Annotated in this window: 10 protein-coding genes, 1 tRNA gene and 1 pseudogene; 5 read left to right on the top strand and 7 right to left on the bottom strand. The window is 53.4% G+C overall.

What is annotated here, in order from left to right; genetic code table 11:
• Nucleotides 1–5: 5 nt before the first annotated feature.
• Nucleotides 6–80 (bottom strand) — tRNA-Gln (locus MXE41_RS08010).
• 624 nt (nucleotides 81–704) lie between these two features.
• On the opposite strand from MXE41_RS08010, the gene MXE41_RS08005 reads away from it, so the two are divergent.
• Together MXE41_RS08005 and MXE41_RS08000 are read left to right on the top strand one after the other, a co-directional pair.
• Nucleotides 705–1,319, top strand: a complete 615-nt coding sequence (locus MXE41_RS08005; protein ID WP_247100126.1) for a hypothetical protein — start codon at nucleotides 705–707, stop codon at nucleotides 1,317–1,319.
• Complete coding sequence (locus MXE41_RS08000) at nucleotides 1,300–1,779, top strand: hypothetical protein (protein WP_247100125.1); 480 nt, start codon at nucleotides 1,300–1,302, stop codon at nucleotides 1,777–1,779. Before MXE41_RS08005 ends, MXE41_RS08000 begins: the two co-directional genes overlap by 20 nt.
• A gap of 178 nt (nucleotides 1,780–1,957) precedes the next feature.
• On the opposite strand, the gene MXE41_RS07995 is transcribed toward MXE41_RS08000, so the two are convergent.
• Together MXE41_RS07995 and MXE41_RS07990 are read right to left on the bottom strand one after the other, a co-directional pair.
• Nucleotides 1,958–2,506: a hypothetical protein gene (locus MXE41_RS07995; protein WP_247100136.1), complete on the bottom strand. Its 549-nt coding sequence runs from the start codon at nucleotides 2,504–2,506 to the stop codon at nucleotides 1,958–1,960.
• 390 nt (nucleotides 2,507–2,896) lie between these two features.
• Nucleotides 2,897–4,303 (bottom strand): NirD/YgiW/YdeI family stress tolerance protein, encoded by a 1,407-nt coding sequence (locus MXE41_RS07990; protein WP_247100124.1) that lies wholly within the window; start codon nucleotides 4,301–4,303, stop codon nucleotides 2,897–2,899.
• A gap of 1,272 nt (nucleotides 4,304–5,575) precedes the next feature.
• Here MXE41_RS07990 and miaB point away from each other — a divergent pair.
• From miaB to ybeY, 3 genes and pseudogenes are all read left to right on the top strand, one after another.
• Complete coding sequence (gene miaB, locus MXE41_RS07985; protein WP_247100123.1) at nucleotides 5,576–6,964, top strand: tRNA (N6-isopentenyl adenosine(37)-C2)-methylthiotransferase MiaB; 1,389 nt, start codon at nucleotides 5,576–5,578, stop codon at nucleotides 6,962–6,964.
• 560 nt (nucleotides 6,965–7,524) lie between these two features.
• Nucleotides 7,525–8,625, top strand: a pseudogene (locus MXE41_RS07980) (PhoH family protein); the annotation flags it as partial.
• A gap of 791 nt (nucleotides 8,626–9,416) precedes the next feature.
• A complete protein-coding gene (gene ybeY, locus MXE41_RS07975; protein ID WP_246977944.1) occupies nucleotides 9,417–10,019 on the top strand; it encodes an rRNA maturation RNase YbeY in 603 nt (200 codons plus the stop codon).
• A 284-nt stretch (nucleotides 10,020–10,303) separates the two neighbouring features.
• On the opposite strand, the gene MXE41_RS07970 is transcribed toward ybeY, so the two are convergent.
• The 4 genes from MXE41_RS07970 to MXE41_RS07955 all read right to left on the bottom strand — a co-directional run bounded on the left by MXE41_RS07970 (nucleotide 10,304) and on the right by MXE41_RS07955 (nucleotide 16,237).
• A complete protein-coding gene (locus MXE41_RS07970) occupies nucleotides 10,304–11,356 on the bottom strand; it encodes a hypothetical protein (protein WP_247100122.1) in 1,053 nt (350 codons plus the stop codon).
• Nucleotides 11,357–11,709: 353 nt separating this feature from the next.
• Nucleotides 11,710–13,707, bottom strand: a complete 1,998-nt coding sequence (locus MXE41_RS07965) for a hypothetical protein (protein WP_247100121.1) — start codon at nucleotides 13,705–13,707, stop codon at nucleotides 11,710–11,712.
• Nucleotides 13,708–13,904: 197 nt separating this feature from the next.
• Nucleotides 13,905–15,455, bottom strand: a complete 1,551-nt coding sequence (locus tag MXE41_RS07960; protein ID WP_247100120.1) for a hypothetical protein — start codon at nucleotides 15,453–15,455, stop codon at nucleotides 13,905–13,907.
• Between the two features lie 347 nt (nucleotides 15,456–15,802).
• On the bottom strand, nucleotides 15,803–16,237 hold the full coding sequence (locus MXE41_RS07955; protein WP_247100119.1) for a hypothetical protein: 435 nt from the start codon (nucleotides 16,235–16,237) through the stop codon (nucleotides 15,803–15,805).
• Between the last annotated feature and the right edge of the window lie 19 nt (nucleotides 16,238–16,256).

The following is a 16,256-nucleotide window of genomic DNA, read 5'->3' as shown; positions in this document are numbered from 1 at the left end:
ACTGATGGCAGGGGTACCTGGGCTCGAACCAGGGCGTGACGGGATCAAAACCCGTTGCCTTACCACTTGGCTATACCCCTAATACCTTGCCGTCTTTAAGAGTCTGTGTCGTTATGACAACGGCGCTCATTATAGCGAATATAAAACCCCAGTCAACAGTTTTTTTTAAAATTTCACACTTTTTTAATATGAGGAGCTCCAAAGGCCTGTTTATCAGCTGTGCAGTAACATCGCCCCGCTAGAATCCCATGGCCCCCTGACATCCCTGACATCGCTGACATCCAAGACATCGCTGACACCCCTGACTTCCCGGCAACCATTAAGCACTCAACTGCAGTAACGCTCCTCCCCCGCAAGCGGCAGGCGCGCAGCTCCTGCCGTACATAAGGCATGTGCATGGTCATTGGGGCCAGATGGCGGCCTGCTGACTTACGTTATGTCGGCTGATGAGCGTGCAGACCATGAGTACGTTAGTGCACTTTGCTGTCCATAAATGGGAAATACTGTCGTGGTGTGATACCAGACTGCTACAGTGAATTGCGCAGTTTTAGAAAAGTCGATTTATCTGCAGCTAAGGAGTACTATAGCTAAACTGTCTTTCCTGGCTCATAATTACATGAGACTGACGCCCCCGGTTTATGTGCCTGCCAGGGTATTGCTTAAGCGGTCGTACTGAAAGGACCGCCGCCGGTTATTGTGGCGTTATGGAACTGTTACTCATATCAGCAAGCTGTCTAAAGGAGCAGATCATGCTGCGCACTGGCTTTGTTAATGCGTCTACTTCCCGTTTCTCTGTTGTTTCTGCCCTGGCAGCTGCAGCCTTCCTCAGTGCCTGCAGTTCAGGTTCACAGGACAATCGTGAGTCCATGTCCACCCTGCTCAAAGAGCTCAATGACAAAGAGGCGCGAACAGCTTCGCAGAACCGCGCCATTGAGCGTATTCATAAAAACACCCGTGAGGAAATCGACTCCCTGTACGGTGAGACTTCATGGACTCCTGATAATGAGAACGCCTACCGTATTGCTTTAAAGAACACTGATCTCGTTTACGACGAAAGCAGCCGCACCTTTATCCGTCTGGCCCGTGAGCAAAAAGAGGCCATGGAGCAGGCCCGCCTTGAGGCCCTTGCAAAGGAAGCTGCCGACCAGAAGGCAGCTGATGCGGCAGCATCCGCTGAGTCAGAACCTGATGAGTCAGCACCTGATGATACAGGATCTCAGACAGTTGCAGCCCCCGGAACAGCTCCTGCTGATGCAACCGCCGAGGCAGTTGATGGGGCTGCTGACAGCAAAGATACTCATGAAGCTCCCAGTATATAATTCATCTGAATCTGATCTGAGCGCCATGTTCCAGGCTGCTGCCGGAACTGGTGGCTCCGTCAGCCCCTCAGCTCACAGCGGCTATGCACAGCCGTCAGCTTCGGCTGGTGGTGCACAGGTCAGCAATGCCACCTCAGCACAGATAAAACCGGCACCGGGAGGATCAGGGCTGCGTCCGGCAAAGCCTCTGCAGTTTCAGAAAATGTCCGATACCCTGCAGCAGGATGGAGCTGTTTACAATGCCCCTGTTCCTGTAAGGGAACCAGTGCGCAGCTCATCAATACGTAATACTCTCAACTACTATCAGACAGGTCGTGAGCCCTGCCATAACTGCGCAGACTCATACGACACTGATCCTGTGTATTACGAGCCGTGGTATCAGCGTTTTAACACCACAGACAATCCTTCGCCCAATGTGCGTAAGGCTACCCAGGGTTATCAGCCCAAAGTATTCAAATAGCACTGAGCGGCAGTCCTGATCTGATATCGCCCAATGCGCAAATGGAAAAGCCAGGCAAATGCCTGGCTTTTCCATTTCTGTGGCTGAATAAGGTCCTCAAAGCCCCCTCAGGATATTACTGAGGATCATACTGATGAGCTTACTGACAGGCCTGATGTGCCCTGACAGTCTGCCGTATCTAAGGCAGTGACGGTGTTGGGAAACCACCTGGTGGCGGCTCCAGAGGCACATTAGGAGATGTTGGAGCCCATGCCGGAGGCGGTGGCGGAGTAATCACTGTGCCTGGTGGCGGAGGCGGATCCGGCAGCATAGGCATGTCAGGCGGTACCGGGGTGCCTGGTGGTGGAGGTGGCGGACGGTGACCTGGATAATTGCCGCCCGGATACTGGCCTCCTGGATAGTTGCCATTGCCACCATAATAGTAATAGGCATCAAGGCCAACTCCAAAACTGTTACTGGTGCCCGACTGCACAGTTACGGTATTGCCGTTTTCATCTACATAGGTGTAGGTGCCTGGACGGCTCTGGGCCTCCTGTTTGGCAAGCTCCTGTCGATAGGCAGCCACCTCTTCAGGAGTGCCTATCATGGTAGGTGTCTTGTTGCCATAGACCTTGATTTTAGGCTGATTATCCTGAGCGCCCTCATTGCCCGCCGCCCATGCCGAAGTCATAAAGGCACAGGAACCGAGCATCAGGGACAGCACCAGCGCTGCAGGTGTTGTTCTCATAAACCACCTCCTGAGAGTGTTAGCTTGTGGCTGATCGTTATGGCCTCATCATACAGCTGCCATGGAACACATAGCCCGCATACCATAGCACACGGACTGTCCTTACGGGGCGTATGACCCAGGGGCCGTGACGGCCTTGCAGGCGTGCAGGCATGCGTGCATGCATGCAGGCAGGCAGTCATGATGTGCAGGCAGACAGGCTTGCCATACATTGCAAGAACTGTGATGAGGAAAATAAAGACCCTTTTAAAGGCTTAACGGCAGCTGATCTTACAGCTGTATAGTCACACAAAGGGCCCTGACAATAAATGCCAGAGCCCTGTAAATAGCGCGTTAAATCGTTATGCCTGTCGACCGCCTGCTTATGAAGGACGCAGCTGCTTTAAGTCATTAAAGTCTGCTGGAGCCTTCCTGTGAGCTGGCAGCAGGAATATTGACTCCGGCATCATTGCTTACCGAGGTGACAGAAGGTGCACTGACAGTGTCTTTGACCTTGGTGGCAATGGCAGAAGAGGCGGATCTGATAGCTGCTGCCGCATCGCCTGCCATCCGTTCGGCTCCGGCGCTTATGGCGCGTCCGGCTTCAGCAGCTTCTTTGCCAAGGGCACGGCCAGCTTCAGATGCTTCCCTGCCAGCCTCGCGGCCTGCCTCGGCAGCTTCCTTACCAATCTGGCGTCCGGCCTCGACAGCTTCCTTACCAATCTGGCGGCTGATTTCAGCAGCCTCTTTTCCAGCCTCACTGGCTGACTGGGCAACTTCACTGCCTACTGACTTTACTGCACTCTTTACAGAGTCAAAAGTATCACTTGCAGATGCAGTTAAATCCTCGCTGGCAGATACCAGATAAACTGATGCTGAATCACGGATAGCCGCAGCGCCATCATTAATCTCACGGGCCGATTTCTCTATATCCTTGTGGCTGTCCTTAATGCTCTTTACAGCCTCTGCAGCAGCATTGCTGATCTGATCTGCGCCCTGTGGGGCAACGGCCGGGCCGCTCCTGTCGCTGTTTTCTGCCTTGTCAGAGTTTTCACCCTGCTCATCAGCACTCTTTTGCTGTGGGTCTTTGGCAGGAGCATCTGCACTGAGCGCAGCAGGCGGCTGTGTCTGGTCTCCTGTGACCTGATTAGTCTTTGCCTGGCCTGTCTGAATATTTTTGTAGGTGCCGTCCTGTACGGCATGAACAGTAGCTGCAGCTGTACCGGCTACAGCTGAGGCGGTAACGGCTGGCACGACGGCGGCCGGAACCACAGCAGCGGCAACTTCAGTGACCGGCTGGATGCCCTGACCTGTCATTGACGGGACGGGAACTGGAGTGATTATGATGCCTGATTCACCTGAGGCAGCACTCTGAGTGGCTGCAGTTGCAGCGGTAGTTTCGATAATGCGGTAGCTCTTGGCTTCGATCTTGAGCTTGAACATGTTGCGCTCAACCTCGCCAATAATTTCAATGAGCTGATCCTTGTGGACATATGACCAGTCCACATCATCATCGAGCTCCACCTCAATGGAGCTGCCCTGTTCATCGGTAAATTCGTAATTGTTCTTGTGCAGAAAGCCGGTCAGACGGCCACGCAGCCTGACGACTTCATCATCACGGCCATGGGTCTGAATTACGGCTACAGAGTTGAGTTGATCAGAAAATCCCTGAGGAGCATTGTGATACTTGTATCCGGCCCAGACGCAGGCAGGAGCAAGGAGCAGGCTTGTGCTCAGTACCACAGCAGCTGAGCCTTTCATGGCTCTGCTTAAGGCAAAGTGCATAGTTCCTGGGAATATATTTTTTACATTCAACATACCTTACTTCCTGTCATAAGGCCTGACAACCTGATTCACATCAGCATGACAGACCCGCAGCAGCGGGCAAAGGCAGCCTGCCGCCAGATAAGCACGTGGCCGTACTGTTCAAAACCACAGCTGGCCATGGCATAACTGTTATGCCTGAAACTGCCTTATTCCCTGCATTCAGTAAATTCAGGGCAGCACTGACATCAGCCTGAGCCGGCTGACTGCTGTCCATACCATGGGGCTGTTTACCATTACCCAGGTGTTATCAGGGCAGCGGTTTGTAAATACAGCTGGTCAGACAGAACAAAAGGCAGGAGGTGACGCACAGTCAGAAGCATCTGTGCATAATAACCGGCAGGCCAGGATCTGCAGTCCCCACAGGCGGGGTAAAAATTCACTGGTGTCAGACACGGCCCTGTCAGCAGACAGGGACTTATGTCTCTCAGATCTCTGTTCCATCAGTGATGACGGGCATTTATAAAAGCTTACGGCCTGCATTTTTGACAAGACTATCTTAATCACTGCAAATTAGCCCTTACTTAGGCAAGTTTGAAAAGACAATTACGTACCTCTCTGTCACCGTGCAATACCTGCATGTATGTATACATACAGCCACGTCCAAAAGCCCGATGTTAAGCCATTAACACCAGATTTATCTCTGTATTACCCTCATACTTCCCTGCTGATTACGAGTGAGTGCTCTCCCGGCTCCATTACACTCCACTGGACATGAAAGCTGCAGATTTCCCATGCACATATCCCGGCAAGCCCCTGCATGTTTCTGCTCAAATGGCAGAAATTTCAGATTTTTACGCGCTTTAAGTCCAGATTTAGTGTTCTATGAGCCCAATATCATCTCAATAGCGCTCTGTAAAACCCCATCTGAGCGCATCATGACATCCATCTTATGAGCTGCAGCCGCCCCTCTGCCTGTGCTGCTGCCCATCTGGCGCAACGCGCCGCAGTCCATGCGGCGGGCGCGGCGGGAGCAGCAGGTGCGGCGGGAGCTCCTGTGTGGCCGGTGCGCCTGAGTGACGGGAGCTTCGGTGACGATGACTCTTCGAAAGCATATAGCGCCGCTGTTGCACTGCTTATGGCCGGAGGGCATTTTTATGCCTGGGGCTCAGTGCCGCGTTATATGGATGGGCTGTTATGATTATGTTGTTCAGATGATGGGATTTGAGCGCAGGGGACGGGTAAAAAATTGTATAATAGCCCGCATTTTTTTCACGGTCTGATGACTTTTCTGAAGACTTTCCGCGCGTTTTTATTAGGTGAGATATGACTGAGATTACCGGTATTAGACTCAACAGCAATGTCAAGCTGCAGATGGGCACTTTCCATGTGGCTGTCTGGGGCTGTCAGATGAATGTCTATGATGCTGACCGTATCCGCGATCTTATGACTGCTTCAGGCTATGTTGAGCTCAAGGAGCCAAATGGCGCTGATGTCATCATTCTGGTCACCTGTGCCGTACGCGCCAAGGCTGAGGACAAGGTCTTCAATCAGATTGGCTCATGGAGACACAAGGGCATTATCAGCGATGACACAGTTATTGCCTTTGGTGGCTGCGTAGGCTCTGAGCTTGCCCATCAGATTATTGAAATTGACCCTGATATTGCCATTGTCTTTGGCCCTCGTACCGCTCACCGTCTGCCAGCCATGGTGGCTCAGTTCCGTGCTACCCGTGAGCCTGTAGTTGACGTAACAGCCGAAGCTCTGGAAAAGTTTGACTCTCTGCCTGAGCAGGGTCAGCGTGGTCCAAGCGCTTTCGTAACCATTATGGAAGGCTGCTCCAACAACTGCACCTACTGCATTGTGCCTCACACCCGTGGTGGTGAGGATTCCCGTCCTGTGCAGGATGTGATTGACGAGGTTATCACCCATGTGGCCAATGGCGTCAAGGAAATCCATCTGCTTGGTCAGAATGTAAACTCCTACCGTGGCATGGGTCCTGACGGCTCCATAGTGCGCCTGTCCACCCTGCTTTACGAAATTGCTGCCATTGATGGTGTGGAGCGTCTGCGCTTTACCACCTCTAACCCTATGGAGTTTACCGACGATATCATTCAGGCCATTGCTGATCTGCCTGTGATTGCCGATTCCATCCATATTCCTGTTCAGTCAGGATCTGACCGTATTCTGCAGCTGATGCGCCGTGACTATACTGCTGACTCCTACCGTGAGCTGGTAGCCAAACTGCGTAAGGCCCGTCCAAATATCTTCATCTCCACTGACATTATTGTGGGCTTCCCAGGCGAGACTGATGAGGACTTTGCCCAGACCATGAAACTGGTAGATGATGTTAAATTCGACGCCAGCTTCAGCTTTATTTACTCGGTGCGCCCAGGCACTCCTGCAGCCGATCTTGAGGACAATGTCCCTCTGGAGCACAAGCGCCAGAACCTTTATGCTCTGCAGGCAAAGCTTGAGGACTACGCTACCATGTACTCTCAGAGCCTTATGGGCACCCGTCAGCGTGTACTGGTAGAGGGTATTTCCCGCAAGAGCGATCAGGAGCTCAAGGCCCGTACCTCCAACAACCGCATTGTGGTATTCGAGGGCAGCCGCGATCTTGTAGGTCAGATGGTTGATGTGGACATCATCAAGGTTATGAGCCACACCATGAAGGGCCAGCTTATCAACAGCGCTCTTAACTTAAGCAATTAAGCACACTGCAGGTCGTCTTAACAAGCGCGCTTTAAGGGCCGCAGACTGACCAGCAGCACTGCACCGGGGCCGGAGGCTGACATACAGCCTGCCGGCCCCGGTTCATTATGGCCCCTGAACAGTCCCGGCTGCGCCAGGCTCCATGCTGTGCACGTGCAGGCGCGCCCCTGACGCAGCATGGCGGCGCGCCCCTGACTGTGGCAGTGGCGATGCGCGCCACGGGACCGGGCTGCAGAGTCTTTTTAATACTCAGGGGCCTGCAAATGATGCGCACTTAATATTTTTCATCTATCATTACCGACAGATTTTTTTCTCCATGCTCCTGTTGTGCAGAGCAAATGCTGCAGCGCTGCCTGCAGCCCTACGGCCTGCATCATGACAGTCTGCATAAGGCTGTTGCAGCATGCCACACCTTGCCCTGTCTGTCAGGCTAAAGTCCAGACCGTCAGGCCTGGAGGCCTTTCTGTCTGATTACCGTTTGAGCATGGGTATATAAGGCCATCAAAGGCCTGTACTTTGGAGAGTAAATGACCAGAGAGCATTCTGATAAAGACGTTGATATGCGTCGCTTCATCCTGGAGCCGGCTGACCGCAGCCGTCTTGGCAATCTTGTTGGGCCTGAGGATGAGAACATCAGGCAGATTTCCGATCGTCTGGGTGTGGAAATCCTGCACAGCGGAGCTTCCTTTGCCATCAAGGGCAAGGGCAGGAAAGCCATTGCTGCCGAGCGCATTATTAAACAGCTTTATCTGGAGACTGCACCTGTAGGCAAACAGAAGAAGGCTCAGTACATTACCCCGGACAAGGTCAATCTGGCTATTATCGAAAATACCCATCTTGAGGCCGACAAGGCTGACAGCCCGGATCCTCTTGACTATATCGATGAGCAAAGCCGTCTTGAGCAGGCTGAAAACGCCCGTGCCACCCTCAAAAAGCAGGTACGTGAGGGCGAGGGCGATCGTGGCAGCGTCGGTGAGCTTTATCACAAGGCTTCAACCCTCAAAACTCAGCGTGGTGTTATCAAGGCCCGTACTCCAAATCAGGCCGGCTATATAAGCCAGATCATCAGCCACGATGTGTCCTTTGGTATTGGCCCGGCTGGTACCGGTAAGACCTTCCTTGCTGTGGCTGCGGCTGTTGATGCCCTGACCCGCAATGAGGTGCGCCGCATTATTCTGACCCGTCCTGCCGTTGAGGCCGGTGAAAAACTGGGCTTCCTGCCAGGCGATCTTACTCAGAAAGTAGATCCTTATCTGCGCCCTCTGTACGATGCCCTTTTTGAAATGCTCGGTTTTGAAAAGGTGGAAAAGCTCATTGAGCGTCAGGTCATTGAAATTGCCCCTCTGGCCTATATGCGTGGCCGTACCCTCAATGACAGCTTCATCATTCTTGACGAGGCTCAGAACACCACCATCGAGCAGATGAAGATGTTCCTGACCCGTATCGGCTTTAACTCCAAGGCCGTTATTACAGGCGATCCTTCTCAGGTGGATCTGCCACGCAACGTTCGCTCCGGTCTGCGTCATGCCATGGAAGTACTTGAGCGTGTTGAGGCTATTTCATTTACCTACTTCCTCTCTGAGGACGTGGTACGTCACCCTGTAGTAGCTGCCATTGTTAATGCCTACGATGCCTGGGACAAAAAGGAAAAGGAAGAAGAGGAACGCAACGGATCTGAGCGCCGTGGCCGCGACCGCTGGCGTGATGACCGCAGCTATGGCCCTCGCCGCTATGGCAGATTTGACCGTGGCTCTGAACCACGTCAGGATCACGAAGAGTCTGACGAAGAGAATCAGGACAGCCAGGCTGCAGGCAGCAGAGAAGTGGCCGAAATGATTCCAGCAGCTACACAGGACAGTCGTAGCTCAAGGGAGCACAATGACTCGCAGGCAGATCATGGCGCAGTAGAACTCTTTCCATCATCCCACTACTCACGTTCAGACTCAGACAGCTCTGATCAGTACCGCCGCTCCCTTGATGAGGATGTAGAGCGCCTTAAGGATCAGCAGCTCAAGGTGGAGCAGGCTTTTACCACAGCCGATGACTTTGATGCCCTGATGGATGATCTGATGGGATCAGATCAATCTGCCGCACAGAGCCGCGCCGATGGGGCTGATAAGACCACCGCCCAGGCTGACGATGCTGCCCAGGCTGATGAGAGCAGGAACAGCTGAGCTCCTGGCAGCCGACAAGGCCACCGCCCAGGCTGACGATGCTGCACAGGCAGATGAGAGCAGGAACAGCTGCGCTCCTGGCAGCTGACAAGACCACCGCCCAGGCTGACGATGCTGCCCGGGCAGATGCGCGAGCAAACAGCTGAGCTCCTGACAGCCAATAAGGCTGCGCAGCGATACCATAACAGCGCCCGCACCTGCGGGCCCTAGACAAAAGGAGGCTGCCCGAGGGCAGCCTCTTTTTCAGAACGGAACCAATGCTCCGTCCGGGACGAACCATGCAGAAGATCTTTATTGATTTACAGACAGCCGTTGAAGATACGGCGGATATTCCCTCTCTGGACAAGCTGCTTGTCTGGGCTCGAGCCGCCTTTGAAGGTGCCGGTTACCAGGAGGACTGCTCACTGAGCGCCCGCTTTGTCACCAATGAGGAAATCCATGAGCTCAATGCCACCTACCGCAATGTAGACAGGCCTACCAATATCCTCTCTTTCCCTTACGATGAACCAGATGAGCTCAGCTCCCTTGACCCTCAGCTGCGTGCCCAGCTTGAAGCCGGAGCAGAGGCTGGTGATGACGAGGATTCAGCTAAGGCAGATGCTGCAGCCACCTGCTGTGATGAGTATGAAGACGAGACTGAGGGCACCTACCTTGGAGACCTGGTCATTTCCATGGAAGTACTCAAAAAGGAAGCTGCCGAGCAGGAAAAAAGCCTTGATGAGCATGCCGCTCATCTCATCATCCACGGCTGCCTGCATCTTCTTGGATTTGACCACATTGAAGATGATGAGGCCGAGGAAATGGAGAGCCTGGAGATCAAAATCCTGGCAGGCCTTGGCTATGCCAATCCATATCTGGAAGCTCATGAGCGCATGTCCTGACCGGACCTGACCGGTCCCTGACCCGGCGCCGCCCTGCCATGCTGCAGCCTTAGCCACGGCATGGCCGGCCATGGACATGGCTCTGACCCGGGCCCTTACCTGTACATTCAAAAGCAAAAGGCGCAGCAATCCTGAAAAATCAGGAGGCTGCGCCTTTATTTTGCTCTTCAGTGCCAGATAGCATCTGATGTACTGTGTAAGATTGCTGCGTTCAGACAGGCTCTGTTGCAGGTCCTGTTACAGCTCCTGTTACAGCTCCTGTTGCAGGTCGTGTTAAGGCACCATTACTGATTAACGATGCGGGTGACAGCATATCTGGCCTGATCGCTTGCCTTGTTCGCCTCTGCATAATTGATGGTGTTGACCTGATCTGCAAGAGAGCTGTTTTCATCCTTGAGCACCAGCTTTACCTTGCACATGGCATAGAGAACCTGTACCAGGGCAACGGTATTGCTGATAATGCGCTGTCCCTCACTGCCAAGATCACTCCACTCTGCCTTGCCATGAGCATCAGTATTGCTCATCACGACATCGCGCATCATATTGAGCTGACTGTTGTAGACACCGCGTACAGATGTCAGAGTGTCATTGTAGTTACGGGCCGTGTTGCGCAGCTCAGTAAGGTAGTCGCAGATTTTTTCAATCTTGCTTTCTGCCTTATACATCTGCTCCTTTGCCTCTTCAGCCTGGTCGCTGATCCTGCTGCCGGCCATGGAGAAAATCATACCTCCCACCAGCAGGCCCACGCCCAGAGTAGCGCCGCCCAGAACCATGGAACCAAGCGCCATGCCGACGCCACCTGCGGCCAGGGAGCCGCCACCAGGTGCAGCAAGAGCGGCACTGGTTGCAGCTGCACCGCCAAGTCCACTGATGACAGCACCTGTTGAGGCTGTGCCTGCAGCCATAACCGCAACTGTAGTAGCGCCTGAGGCCGCCATGGCACCTGCAGTCCCCAGTGCCGCACCACCAATACCGGCTGCCAGAACCGAGGCTCCCACTGACACATCCTTTAGCTCCTCAAACCTGAAGTCAGGAATGACATTGCCCATGATGTCCAGATTTTTAAATTCAGGACGGTTCCTGATGCACTCAAAGAGATCAGCAAATTCCCTGAATGAAGACAGGGTCTCAAGCTCATTGCTGCCCAGCTTGTCCATCATGGAGCAGGCCTGCTCATTACAGTCCCGGAGCTTGCCCATATTGCGTTCATGGCGGCGCTTTGCCCACTCAATATCCTCTTTGGCCTCCTTCATTTTTACTGCGCCGCGAACACCCATACCAACACCCGCTGCACCTGCAACAGCAGCAATGGCACCAACAATCAATGGAAGGGGCATAAGAAAAACTCCATGAAAAAACACGCAAAGCTTACCTGAGCTGAGCTGAGCTGAGCGTAATGCCAGGCAATTTCCATATGCGTACTGGCTGGCCACAGTCAGGGACATTCGTCCCTGGCCCTGTCAGAGCAAGGGCCAGTCGGCCCACGGTCGCGCACTGACTGAGTCAGGCTTTCAGCTGCGTCTGGGCCTCAGTCAGGCCCACAGTCGCGCCTGGCCTTGGTCAGGCTAACATCTGCGTGTGGGCTTCAGTCAGGCCCCAGGGCCACGCCTTGCCTTAGTCAGGCCCGGATGCCTTTGGCCTGCAGAGTTGACTGCAGGCCGGGAGTGACTTTCGCCGGGGCCTGTCAGGGTCAGAACAGGATATGCCAGAAAGCATAGATGAACTCAACAAAGGCTGACCATACTGTCGGCACTGCAAAATACACAAGTCCGGTAAGAGAGCAGATACTGTCAACAGGATGGAACAGACAGCCCAGAATGCCGCCTACAAAGATATTGCCCAAAGCCAGCCAGAAGTCGCAGAAATATCCAAGGAGGCTGACTAAAAAGTCTATGACAACCATGATGAAAATCATGAATGAGCTTGAGGTCTCCAGCTCCAGATTTTTGGCCAGAGTATCGAAGTCAAAGATAATTGTAGCCAGATGACGGGCAATCTTCTGAGGAATGTTGATTATCCAGCTCAGAGAGTACATTACCACTGTAGGACCATCGGTAGCTGTGGCCATAAATTCAGCCTTGCCTCTGCTGTCAAACAGATACAGAGAATAGTTTCTCTGGAATTTGGCCATACGGTAAGCAAGATTGAGGTTCTCAAGTGAGCTCCTGTTGCCAAGGGTAGCAATTCTTGAAAGCCAGTTATTGTGGCCTTCATAAAAATTGATACCGCTCCAGTGCGCGCCAGTGACAAAAGAGGTTATGTCATTGTTTGAGCCCATGGAGCAGAAGCGGCGGGTACCGGTTTTACGGCTCCAGGTGTACGGATCATCGCAGTTGACCACTTTCATCGGTCTTACTGTATTACCATCAGAGGCCAGTGAGGTGGCCGGAGTCATGGCCCAGTTGTACCACTGGCTGGTCTTGAGGACAAAGCTGCTGCCGTTGAAAAGGACAAATAAGGAATAAAAAGCAATAATAACTGCAAGGCCAATAAGTGACTTTACAACCTCTCCTGGCTGCTGCACATTGCCAGAGCGCTTATTAGCCATGGAGCCTGGTGCCAGCTCCCCTCTTAAAGATGCAGCCGTAGTTGTGGCAGTAATTGCTGCAGCTGCCTGTGTGCTCTGACTTTGCTGCTCAAGCTTTGCCACAAAGGAAGAGGCTTTTGACATGGAGCTGTTAACTTCATCTGTGTTTATCCTGTTGATAGCCTCCTGCTCTGACTCATCGTCTTTTTTCTCTGATTTGAGAACCAGCTGAACCTTGCACATGGAGTAAAGCACCTGAACCAGGCCCACGGTGTTCTGTACGATCAGCCTCTCCTCATCACTGAACTTTTCCCAGTCAGGTCTGCGGAACCAGCCGCTATGAGCATCAATAACAGCCCTAAATACATTTAGCTGTCTGCAGTAGACCTCATACACTCTCAAAAGCGAGCTGTTGTATTTGTCAGCAGTACTGGCAAGCCTGTTGAGATACTTGCGGATTTTTTCAATTTTCTCCTCAGCATCCCACATCTGGCGCTTTGCCTCATCAGCCTGATCGCTGATCTTACTGCCGGCCATTGAGAAAATGGCACCACCTACCAGCAGGCCCACACCCAGAGTAGCACCGCCAAGCACCATGGAGCCCAGGGCCATACCGCCGCCGCCAGCAGCAAGGGAGCCGCCACCAAGAGCTGCCAGAGTGGCATTGGTAGCTGCAGCGCCGCTCAGGCCACTGATCAGGGTGCCTGTTGAGGCAGTGCCAAAAGCTGCTACAGCTGCAGTGGTAGCTCCTGATGCGGCATAGGCACCGGCAGTTCCAAGTGCAGCGCCACTGAGGGCTCCTGAAAGCACGGCAGCATTAAGCGACACATCCTTAATCTCGGAGCTCTTAAACTCAGGAATTTTGACTCCACCTACCTCAATATCCTTGAAGACAGGGCGCTTTTTGATAGTGGCAAAGAGATCAGCAAACTCTTTGAATGAGGCAAGGATATCCATTTCATTGCTGCCCAGACGGTCCATGGCAGCGCAGGTCTCTTTATTGCTCTTTTCAAGGCGCTCCAGGTTCTCTTTGTGCTTCTCACGGGCCCACTCAATGTCTTCTTTGGCCTCTTTCATTTTCGCAGCGCCGCGTACACCCATACCAATACCGGCTGCACCTGCAATAGCCGCAGCGGCACCAAGAATCAATGGAACAGGCATAAGAAAAACTCCATTCAATAAAACTGAAACCTGACCTGCAGGCCAGGATACGCTCCGGCCAGAAGGCCGGACGCCCAAATAATCACAAAGTGCAACAGCCCTTACGACCGCTGCTTACTGCAGCAGCCTGCCGGTATGGCAGGCTGCCAGGGACCACTTGACTGCCCATGGCAGTCCAGTGGCCAGGACAGCCACGACTATTCAAATACCAGCACGGCGTCATCGTCCTTCATAAACTCATCAAAGGTCTCGTGCCTGTAAGGCTTGTTAAGACCAAGATCTTTTTGCATACGTGTCAGTACCTGATGGAGCTCACGCTGGCTGCCGGCCTTTTCAAGATCCAGAACATATCCGTTAAAGGCTGCGGTCTCCTGCTCAAAGCGCTCCAGATCAATCTGCATGAGCTGAGCACTGTACAGACTGAGCAGACGGCTCTGCTCACGGAACCATTCGATAAGTTCTCCAACTGGAGAGATGCTGTTGAGCAGACGTACCAGGCCATTGATAATGGCGTTGCGATCGAGGAAATACAGCAGCGAACAGCACATGATGCCGGTAACCAGAGTGCTGCAGAAGGTGGAGACAATCTCGCCCACAACAGGGATGGAGCCAATGCCTGTGGCACTGATCATTTCGCCTGCCATGGTGCCAACCACAACAGAGGCGCCGGCAGCGATAACCTTGGCAGCAGCACGCATACGCTCGCCAAAAGGCAGACAGTCAGGATTGAAAAATACAATGCGGGCAGCCTCAACCAGAGAGGCCCAGGTCTGGCGGATAATGCGGATAAAGTTTTTGGCCGTAGTAAAGAAAATGTTGCACAAAGTGGTAGTAACAGAAGAGAGCACACCTGAAATGGCGCCGTCGACAAATGTCCTCATAACCTCACGGTAACGGCGCTGAGCGTTGGCATAGCCATCTTTCAAGCCCTCACCAATGGCACGAAAGAGCGATTCTGAGCGGCTGGAGCGGGCTCTGATTCTGTCTCTTACTGCAAACCACATCTCTGAGAACACAAGGCCCAGCGCCTGACGCAGTCCCATCAGCGCACCTGTTTTACAGGCTGCGGCGGCACTGTCGCGGAAAAAGGCCGGGCTGGTGTAATAAGCTGAAGCCAGCGTGGCTTCATACTGCTCACGAGCCTGCCTGTCCTTACGGCGCATATTGTCCTTCTGCTCCTGGGTGTACTCATCGCCATACTTCTCAAGAAAGGTATCCATGGAATCAGCTTTCTTGGTTCTGTTGGTACGGGGACTGGTAGCAGTAAGATTGTCAGGGCTGTTGGCCAGATCGGCGCCATTGAGGCCCGAGAGCACGCGGCCGGGATCATCATGAATTTCCTTGGCTGCGATGATGTGGTCCAGATCGCTTTTATCAAGCGGGCCAATACGCTCACCTGTATAGCCGTCTACCAGAGTGCCGGCCTTTTTGCTGCGTGAGACCTCTCTGTTGGTCTCGATATAGGATCTGTGGGAGTGGTATTCACGGCTGTCATACTTGCCATGGGCATTCCAGGCAGCGGCATTGTCCTGATTTTTATAGGTCATGTCCCTGTCTTTGCCGATCTGACGGACATTGTGAATAGTGTCGACATCGCCGCCATGCTGGTCACGAACAATAAAATCAAGGCCAAATGAGGTAATCAGGCTCTGTACCACTACCTTTTCGTACTGAACAAACAGACTGTCGTAGACATTGCCATCAGGATCAAAATCATCGTCAATACGGCTTAAAAAACTCTGTGACATGGTCACTCATACCTCAAAGCATGTAAAAGAAAAAACAGCGGAGGCAGCTGCCCATGGCGCTGCTGCCAGTCAGACAGGAAAATTCCATGCTTCCCCGGGACAGCGTGATCAGGGACAGCACTGAAAGCACATACAGGGCCGGCGCTCCAGCCGGAAGCGCCCGCCCCACATCCGCTCATTCGGGCGTGATGAATGGGCGGCCGGCCACAGGCTGTGCTCTGCAGGCGTGAGCAGAACAGCGCCCATGGCCTTAGTACGGCTTCAGCCGGAAGCCGTACGCCTCAGCCTGAGACTTGCCAGGCTGCAGGTGCTGCCGGAAATGGCGTGTAACCGGCAGCACGTAAAGATTAAAAGCTGAGCACGGTGCCCAGACCGCGCGACCGCAGCGCGCGGCGCGGCCCGGCCGCAGAGCAAGGGCGGCGGCGGCCAGGGCGGCCAGGGCGGTCTTGAGCGCCAGCAGTAGCGCCAGCAGCAGCGCCAGCTGTGGCAACGGTGGCCATTGCGCCGTTGGAAGTGGTGTCCATTGCGCCGGCTGCAGCGGCGGCCTTGACCTGAGACAGAGAGGATGCGGCAGAGGTATGGAGTTCTGAGGATAAAGGCTGGCTGCACAGGCTGCAGTCGACGGAATTCATGCTTTGAGGAGCATAAAGTGACAGGCTGTCATTGTATTCCTGCATAACATGCTCGCAGGCCATGCCAGCACTCAGAGAGTTACGTACTCTGTCAAGACAAAAGGTGGTGATCTGGGCAGGTTTGTCGAGCAGACGGCTGATTCTCTTCATATTGCACAGTTATCTTTAC

It is taken from the genome of Anaerobiospirillum sp. NML120449, assembly GCF_023051105.1.
GTDB lineage: Bacteria > Pseudomonadota > Gammaproteobacteria > Enterobacterales > Succinivibrionaceae > Anaerobiospirillum.
This window is presented reverse-complemented; position numbering and strand designations above follow the sequence as displayed.

Excerpts from the sequence above, each read along its gene's own strand:
- MXE41_RS08000 (WP_247100125.1), top strand. The coding sequence starts at position 1,300 with ATGAAGCTCCCAGTATATAATTCATCTGAATCTGATCTGAGCGCCATG.
- MXE41_RS07995 (WP_247100136.1), bottom strand. The coding sequence starts at position 2,506 with ATGAGAACAACACCTGCAGCGCTGGTGCTGTCCCTGATGCTCGGTTCC.
- MXE41_RS07990 (WP_247100124.1), bottom strand. The coding sequence starts at position 4,303 with ATGTTGAATGTAAAAAATATATTCCCAGGAACTATGCACTTTGCCTTA.
- MXE41_RS07965 (WP_247100121.1), bottom strand. The coding sequence starts at position 13,707 with ATGCCTGTTCCATTGATTCTTGGTGCCGCTGCGGCTATTGCAGGTGCA.
- ybeY (WP_246977944.1), top strand. The coding sequence starts at position 9,417 with ATGCAGAAGATCTTTATTGATTTACAGACAGCCGTTGAAGATACGGCG.
- MXE41_RS07955 (WP_247100119.1), bottom strand. The coding sequence starts at position 16,237 with ATGAAGAGAATCAGCCGTCTGCTCGACAAACCTGCCCAGATCACCACC.
- MXE41_RS07970 (WP_247100122.1), bottom strand. The coding sequence starts at position 11,356 with ATGCCCCTTCCATTGATTGTTGGTGCCATTGCTGCTGTTGCAGGTGCA.
- MXE41_RS08005 (WP_247100126.1), top strand. The coding sequence starts at position 705 with ATGGAACTGTTACTCATATCAGCAAGCTGTCTAAAGGAGCAGATCATG.
- MXE41_RS07960 (WP_247100120.1), bottom strand. The coding sequence starts at position 15,455 with ATGTCACAGAGTTTTTTAAGCCGTATTGACGATGATTTTGATCCTGAT.
- miaB (WP_247100123.1), top strand. The coding sequence starts at position 5,576 with ATGACTGAGATTACCGGTATTAGACTCAACAGCAATGTCAAGCTGCAG.